7 protein-coding genes and 2 pseudogenes are annotated in these 7,359 nt (G+C 62.7%); 2 read left to right on the top strand and 7 right to left on the bottom strand.

The features are described from left to right. Nucleotides 1–309, bottom strand: a 309-nt coding sequence (locus tag ACLP2E_RS15520; RefSeq protein ID WP_442466454.1) for an LrgB family protein, incomplete at its 3' end; no start/stop codon positions are given. Next, nucleotides 287–709: a CidA/LrgA family protein gene (locus tag ACLP2E_RS15515; protein ID WP_442466453.1), complete on the bottom strand. Its 423-nt coding sequence runs from the start codon at nt 707–709 to the stop codon at nt 287–289. The genes ACLP2E_RS15520 and ACLP2E_RS15515, both read right to left, overlap by 23 nt. A gap of 90 nt (nt 710–799) precedes the next feature. Between ACLP2E_RS15515 and ACLP2E_RS15510 the strand changes: the two genes are divergently transcribed. Further along, nucleotides 800–1,720, top strand: a complete 921-nt coding sequence (locus tag ACLP2E_RS15510; protein WP_442461198.1) for a LysR family transcriptional regulator — start codon at nt 800–802, stop codon at nt 1,718–1,720. On the opposite strand, the pseudogene ACLP2E_RS15505 reads toward ACLP2E_RS15510, so the two are convergent. Beyond that, nucleotides 1,717–1,951, bottom strand: a pseudogene (locus ACLP2E_RS15505) (acyl-CoA thioesterase); the annotation flags it as partial. The gene ACLP2E_RS15510 and the pseudogene ACLP2E_RS15505 sit on opposite strands and share 4 nt — an antisense overlap. 86 nt (nt 1,952–2,037) lie before the next feature. On the opposite strand from ACLP2E_RS15505, the pseudogene ACLP2E_RS15500 reads away from it, so the two are divergent. Then, nucleotides 2,038–2,495: pseudogene (locus ACLP2E_RS15500) on the top strand (isochorismatase family cysteine hydrolase); the annotation flags it as partial. Nucleotides 2,496–2,549: 54 nt separating this feature from the next. Here ACLP2E_RS15500 and ACLP2E_RS15495 read toward each other — a convergent pair. The 4 genes from ACLP2E_RS15495 to ACLP2E_RS15480 all read right to left on the bottom strand — a co-directional run. After that, complete coding sequence (locus tag ACLP2E_RS15495; protein WP_442466452.1) at nt 2,550–2,936, bottom strand: hypothetical protein; 387 nt, start codon at nt 2,934–2,936, stop codon at nt 2,550–2,552. A 250-nt stretch (nt 2,937–3,186) separates the two neighbouring features. Beyond that, entirely contained in the window at nt 3,187–3,660 is a 474-nt protein-coding gene (locus ACLP2E_RS15490; protein ID WP_442466451.1) for an aminoacyl-tRNA deacylase, read from the bottom strand. Nucleotides 3,661–3,843: 183 nt separating this feature from the next. Next, entirely contained in the window at nt 3,844–5,613 is a 1,770-nt protein-coding gene (locus ACLP2E_RS15485; RefSeq protein WP_442466450.1) for a Rieske (2Fe-2S) protein, read from the bottom strand. A 324-nt stretch (nt 5,614–5,937) separates the two neighbouring features. Continuing rightward, nucleotides 5,938–7,359, bottom strand: a 1,422-nt coding sequence (locus tag ACLP2E_RS15480) for an NAD(P)-binding protein (RefSeq protein ID WP_442466449.1), incomplete at its 5' end; no start/stop codon positions are given.

The raw sequence follows: 7,359 nt of genomic DNA, 5'->3' as shown, positions 1-7,359 counted from the left end.
CATCCCGGCGGCCAGCACCGGCCATTGGCGGCGGATCATCGCGCGTTGCTCATAAATGGGCGCCGCAAAGGCGACGGTCGCCGGTCCGAGCAGGGTGACGAGCCAGCCGGTGTCGCGGATATAGTCGTGATAGGTCATGTGGACGGAAAGGACCGCGATGATCAGGAGCGCCGGCGTCACGGCAAGAGGCATGAGCCACCAGCGCGGCCAGCGCCGATAGAGGCGTTTGGCCGCGCTATAGAATGCGATGGTGACTGCGGACCACAGCACCGCCTGCGCGAGGGGGTTAGCCCACGGCATGATCGACATGGACATGCCTCGACCTCCAGCGATAGCAAAAATCGACGGTGAGGGCGGTTACCCCCATCACCGTCGCGGTGCCGACAAAGATGACGATCAGGATTTTGAGCCCGAGCAGCCCGAGAAACTCGCGGTGATCAATGATCGCCAGCACGGCGGGCACGAAGAACAGGATCATCTCGGCGAGAAACCATTGGGCGCCGCGCCGCATGCTGAAAAGGCTGATGCGATTGTTCGCCAGCAGGACCAGAGCCAAAGCCAGGCCGACCATGCCGCCAGGCAGCGGAAGTCCAGTCAGGCGGACCGACGTCTCGCCGATGAACCAGAAGACGACGATCAGGCCGATCTGGGCGAGAGAGCTGCGGTGGACGCCGCGGCGAAAGCTGACGGTGAGTTCTCGTGAGGTCATGACATTGCTCCTGCGGAAAATATATATGCCGCGATGCAACATGCGTAAAATGACTTGTTTGACTAGAAATTATTCTGCTAAGGAATAAACATGGAACTTCGGACACTCCGCGCCTTTGTCGAGGTCGTGCGCCAGGGCGGCTTTTCGCAGGCGGCCGAGACGATCTTCGCCACCCAGTCGACGGTCAGTAAGGCCGTCAGGCGGCTTGAGGACGAGCTTGGGTTTCCGCTGCTCGACCGTATCGGACATCGCAGCACGCTGACGGCCGTGGGAGAGGTCGTTTACCGACAAGCGGTCGGGATGCTGGCGCAGCGCGACGATCTCATTGCGGAACTCGACGACCTGCGCGGATTGAAAAAAGGCGTGTTGAGGCTGGGCCTGCCACTCATCGGCTCGAACATTCTGTTCGCGCAGGTGTTCTCCGTGTTCCGTCAGCGCCATCCAGGCATTGACGTCCGTCTTTTCGAACATGGCAGCGACCGCCTGGAAGAATTTCTTCGAGCGGGAGAGATTGATCTGGCCGGCTCGCTGCTGCCCGTTTCCGAGGAATTCGAATGGCAGGCGGTCTGGCATGAACCGCTTGTCGCGCTGCTGCGGTCGGACCATGCCCTCGCCGGTCGATCAACCCTGACGCTCGTCGACTTGAAAGATACGCCCTTTGTTTTGTTCGAAACCGGCTTTGCTCTGAACCGAATCATTCTCGACGCCTGCCGGCGCCATGAATTCGAGCCGGTCATCGCCGCGCAGAGCGTCCAAATCGATTTCCTCGTCGAACTGGCGGCGGCGGGCCTTGGCGTCGCTTTCCTGCCGCGAATGATCGCCGAGCGGCGCAGACACCCCGCAGTCAGCCATGTTCTGCTTCATGAGCCGCACACCGACTGGAATATGGCAATGCTTTGGCGGCGCGGCGCCTATCTGTCGCATGCCGCGAGCGCATGGCTTGTGATCGTCCGCGAGGTTCACGCAACGGGTCGAACGTCATCGCTTGGGCAAATTGGCGGTGGGTCCTAGTCCATCGCGATCTCAGACGCGCTTTGCAATCGTGCGCTGATTTCGCGCCGTAGGTTCCGCCTCAGCTCAGCAGCCCTGTGGCGTCGTCGTTCGATCTGGCTCAACCGTAAGTTCCGGCGCCATGGCCGGGCGCCCCTCATCGTCGACTGCGACCGTTGTGAAATAGTAGGAATTTGTGTGCCGACGCGTGCCTCGCTGGATCTCTTCCGCTTCGACACGTATTCCCACTTGGCGTGGATCGATCGTCAAAATTCGGCCTCGCTATTTTTAGTGCTGCGCCACTCCAAGGCGCAGCCTTATGTCTCTATGCCAGCCTCGCCCGAAAGGCGAAACTTCGGGTCTTCTACGCCATGCATCATCGCTACCGGCAAGGCGACTATGAGAGCTGGACGTATATCGCGCCCATCCAGAGGTTAGCGTGGCGGAACAAGAGTTTCGAATACGGCGCCTGGGGCGGCGAATTCCGCACCGAATTCGTGCCCAGGCCGGGCGAGATCGTCACCTCTGAACATTGGTGCTCCAGCGGCTTCGCCAACACGGATCTGGATTTGCAGCTCAAGGCATCCACCAGCTCATCGTCATCGGACTCATCGCGCACACCTGCATTGAAGCGACCGTTCGCTATGCCGCTGAGCTCGGCTATGACGTCACCGTGGTTAGGGATGCGACGGCGGATTACTCGGACGAGATGATGCACGCCGCGCTCGACATCAATATGCCGAACTACGCCCTTGTGACCACAAAGGAAATCGTCGGCTCGATCTCGTCGCTCTAAGCCGATGACCTCCGGCTGGGTGGACCTTCGCGCGCTCGGGCGTCGCCGGCGACTTCATCTTTCGCCGGCACTGCCCCAATAAGCGAAGGCGGCGTCCAACTCTTTCGCGTGATACATCCTCGCGTCCTGACCTTCGGGATCGCCATCAAAGCGACCCAGTCGGCCGGCGCAATCGAAAAAGCCGCGTCGCGGCAGGTCGCCAAGCGTTCCGCTGACGGCGAGCGCAGCGATAAATGGGCGGTGCTCCGCCGCGTCCTCTTTCATCAGGCGTTCAAGGGTGTCCGTCACCTGATGAATCGTGTTGGGCGGCCACACTTCTAAAACGCTTGCGATATCGCGGTAGGTCACGACGCGTCGCCGTTTCGCCGCCTCTTCGAGAAATGCGCGCATATTTTCGAGCGACAGCATGATCGGCGTCCCCGGTGGCGCCAGCGGCGACATCGCGGTCGTGCCCTAAGCCAGGCGATTTCGATAGCATCGACCGCGCTCCCTTCCTATCGATTAGAGCGATGGGATGAAAACGGCGAGCCTGACGACGAAAGCAACTGGGCGAGCTTGTGCCACAGGTCGTCGGCGGCCACGGGCTTGTGCAGCATGGCAAAGCCGCTGGCTTTGATCTCGGCGCTGCCCTCTACCGCGGTGTCGTCCGAGGCCGCGACCGTCTCGCATCGCCGACGGTCTCCGGCCCTAATCATTCGAGCGCGGCGGCGAAATGCGCCAGCCGCGCATTTTCGCTGAGCTGAGCGAATTGCGCCTGGCTGACGCGCACCAGTGTCGTGTGATCGCCGCCTTCAAGATAGACGTCTGGCGGATCGCAGATGCTGGCCTCGACGACGACATCGAGCCCGTAGCACTCTCCTATCGCGGGAATCGCACCGTGCGCGCAATCCTCGAACAACTGATCGAGCTCCTTTTCGGTCGCCATGAAGCAGGGTTCGCCAAGCAACGCATTGAGCCTCGACCAGCTAATTCGCTGCGACGCCGGCAATACGGCGAGGAAATAGCCGTCGCTCGCCCGGACCACGACCGCTTTCGCCAGACAGTCGGGCGATATATGGCTGGCTTCGGCCGAAGACATCGCATCGGTCGTCCGCCGATGCGGCGCTACATCGAAATCGATCTGTTTGCGGGCGAGATGCGCGCGCAGCTTCGTGGCGATCGACATCGCAAAACCTCCCTCGGCGATTGAGCGCGCATTTCGAAGGAGTCGTCGAATATTTTTCGGCGGCCGCTTCGTCGTATGCGGCTTCATCTTATTTCTTTGGATTTTACAGTTTTGATCCTTGCGGCGCAATGACGAAGACGCGCGTCGTCACTCCCCGCCACCGCAAAAACTCTGTCTGCATAGTCACCCCTGGTGCAGTTCGTCGCCCCGCATGAGGCGCCGGGCGATGTCAGCCGTTTGCAGCGCCGCGCGTTCGGTTGGCGAATGGGCGGCAAGATAGCGGGCGACCGCGACGAGTATGCGACGGCCGTGCTCGCCGCCACCCCACGCCGCGAATTGCCGCACGCCCGCCTCGAGCATCTGGTAGGAATGGAAGCCGGCGTCTTCGCGCAGCACGGCATGGGCGAGCGTGGCGATCATCGCTTGCGGCGAATGGCCGAGCGTCAGATGCCGCGCGACCAGCCTTGCCGCGAGGTCTACCTGTCGCTGACGATCGAGGGCGTCGAGCAGCGCGGCGCGGATCGTCTCCGCGTCAGCGGGCAGGTCGTCGAGCCGATCGCCGCTTTCGCCGGCTATGCGCGCCGGCGGCACATTGAGATAGCGCGTGAGATAAAGGGCCATCGCTCCGTGCAGCACGCCACGGACCGCCGTGACCGGATCGCCAATGGCGCCGGTCCCGATCCGTTCGAGCACCCGATGGAGCGCGTTCGCATAAGTGAAGACATGGTGCGCCGTGTCCCAGTCGGCGTGCTCGTTAGCGTCGCCGAAGCGAGCCACGCGCAGCGCCGCCGCATAGGCGAGCGATTGACCAAGGTCGGCGGGCGCCGCGCCCGCGTGGATCGCCGCCTTGAGCGCGTCAACAATGCCGTACGGCGCGTCGCCAAGCAAAGCGTCGGCGAGCGCCGCGTGGGACGACCAGATCTGCGCCGTGCGGCCGGCGTCGAATAGTTCGAATAATCGGGCTCCGGCATCTTCGCAAAGCGCAATGAGATCGACCGGCTGGCGCCATTCGGTCGATTCCTCGGCGCCGCTGGCCGCAGCCATCTGGCCGACCACGGTCGGCAGCAGGGCCGCGGCATGCTCCCACCCGATCAGGTCGAGGCATTCGAACGCCTTGTTGATGAAATCGAGCGTGTGCCCGCCATCGGCAAACGTCCGCTCGGTTGCGGCCGCGAGCATGGCGTCGGCGAGCGCGGCCGGCCCGGCGCCTCCGGCGATCGCCGTCAGCAGGGTGCGCTCGGCCCCATCTCGATGCCGCACTTGGATCCATCGCCGCAGCCAGCGCTTGAGCGCGGCTGGATCGGGCCGGCTTCCAAGCGGCGCGCGTTCCCGACGCGGCGCCTGGCCGTCGCAATCCATCGCGACGCGGCGGGCGCCGTGGAACAAGGCGAGATAGATGTCTTCTTCCGTCAGTGCGGGCAGGAGATCGGCGAGCGCCGTCAGAATCGTAAGGCCCGCGCCCCAGCCGTCGCGGTTATTCGCGCCGAACAGCGCCGTCTGCCGCACGATGTCGGCCGGCTGCGCGCCAGCCGCGAGTTGACCATATACGGCTTTGGCGACGACCAAGCCGAGATCGTGCGCCAGGCCGTCTCCAAGCCGCTGGCGCCAATGCGCGGCGGGATCAGCATGCCCGAATGTGGTTTTCACCCAGACTTCGCCGTCGCGAACCTCGATCAAGCAGGTCGGCGCGTCGTCCGCCCATAGGTCGAAGGCGCAGCCGCTTTCGAGATTGAAGCGGGCATGATGCCAGTGACAGGTCAAGACGCCGTCCTCGACGCTGCCGCGGTCCAGCGGAAAGCCCATATGCGGGCAACGATTGTCCAAGGCGTAGACGCCGCCGTGGTCGAAGACGATGAGGATTGGACGATGACGACCGCGCACGACGACCCGCCCCTTCGCCTTCAGCTCTTCCAGGCTCCCCACAAGCGAGAATTCCTCGTTCGGCGCGCGCATCTGCATGCCTCCATTGCCTCGTAAATCTGGGGCCTCCGTTGCGGTTGATCAACCGTTGCGCGGACAGATGCGCGCCAAAGTCGAGCCCTAGTCGCAAAAGCGAAGTTGCGCCGATTTTTTTGGAAAAGTCGGAGCCACTCGAACGCCTCGATGGGTTCGCTGGCGCGCGGCGTTAATATTTTTCGCGCAGCGAGGATATTTGCGGCTTGAACGCGTAAAGGGACCATTTCTGGTTCAAAATGGTTGTTCGAAAAGAGAAGATGAGACGGAAATCCGAACCGACGACGCCTGATCAAAGCTGCCGGCCGCATCCGCGGGGCCTGCCTATGCGGCATTCTGCCTAAGGAGCTTCTGAAGGTTGGCCGCCGCGGCGCCCGCGTAGCCCTTGATGCGGTCACGGGCTTCGATCACCGCCGGATCGTCCCGCATGAGCGCTAGACCGCTGACGGGATTGAGCCGCGTCGCCTTAGCCCAGCCGGCTACGGCAGGGTGAGCGGCCCGGGCGCGTTCGTGCGCAAGGCTTGCGAGATACGCGGACAGATAGTCGGTGTTTACGTCCCAATACGCTATGGGCGGGCACAGGCGGTTTTTCTCGGCATCGCTTGCGATGGTGGCTTCCACGATACCCAGCGTAGCGAATTGATAGCAGGCGAAGCCTATCATAAATGGTTGAATAGTTATTCGCCCTGGCTCGAAGATTGGGCGAAGCGGAGGGCGCGGCAGCCCTCTTGACGCGCAGTGGATGTGGACTGTCCGCTCGCTCGCAGGCACGCAGCCCTTGTCCAAGATGATCTTGTCAGCCTCAATTCTCCGCACGTGCCCCATACGGATGACATGCCCGATCCGGCGAAGAAGCTCGATTTCTGACTCGCTGACAACGGCCCCGCGGAACATGGTCGGCGTGACGTCGGTGTCGATGCGAAGGAAAAACCTCTGCGATTCGAGGTGCGCAAAAACATCCTCGACTGAAGCGCACTGCGCCATGGCCTCCAGCTGCATCGCAATGCCCCGATACAGTTCGGGGAGCTGCGCGTGTGGCTGCTGAAATCTGCGGTTCATCCACCAGGCCTCACGCGGCCTCACCCAACTGATCTTCGAAGCGGGAACTCCCTGCTCCAGAAGCCATGCGCAAGTGTCCAGCGCCGTCTTGCCCGCGCCGATGACGACGAAACGCTCTGGGCTGTCGCCGATGCGGGTGATGTCGCCCGCGGGCAAGCAGCGAACGCCGCCGGCCACCTCGAACGGAGGCGCGCTGGTGGCGGGGATGGAGCCCTCGAGATAGCTCGTATCCACGAGCTTGCGCCGTACACTCACGCGCCACGACGCCCCCGCGATCCGGGACGCGAAGCGGTGCTCTCCAACATACTCGCAACAAGGGAAGTACTGTACGCGCCCGGTGGGCAGAAAATGACGATACATCACTTGCGCGAAATAAGCGCGGATTTCATCTGCACTCGAAAGCTCGTAATATCCCGCATTCGTGCCCGTGACATCCACGGCGTCCTGGCCGAGCGGCGCCGAACTGACCCCGTAGAAAGTGGACGGCTGATGCAGGCGGACGTACGGATAGGCATCCACCCAATGCCCGCCGGGAGTATGGCGGCGGTCCACGATCGTCACGGTCGCATCGGAGTGCCCAAGCAGCGTGTCGGTAAACGCCATCGCCGCCGCTCCGGCGCCGACGACCAGATAATCCGTCGTGAGATCGTTGTCCATCACAGGCATTAACTCCGCTGGCTGCCTTGC

This window comes from Rhodoblastus sp. (genome assembly GCF_052145335.1).
Classification (GTDB): domain Bacteria; phylum Pseudomonadota; class Alphaproteobacteria; order Rhizobiales; family Beijerinckiaceae; genus Rhodoblastus.
Note: the sequence above shows the minus strand (reverse complement) of the source record. Positions and strands in the feature narration are given on the sequence as shown.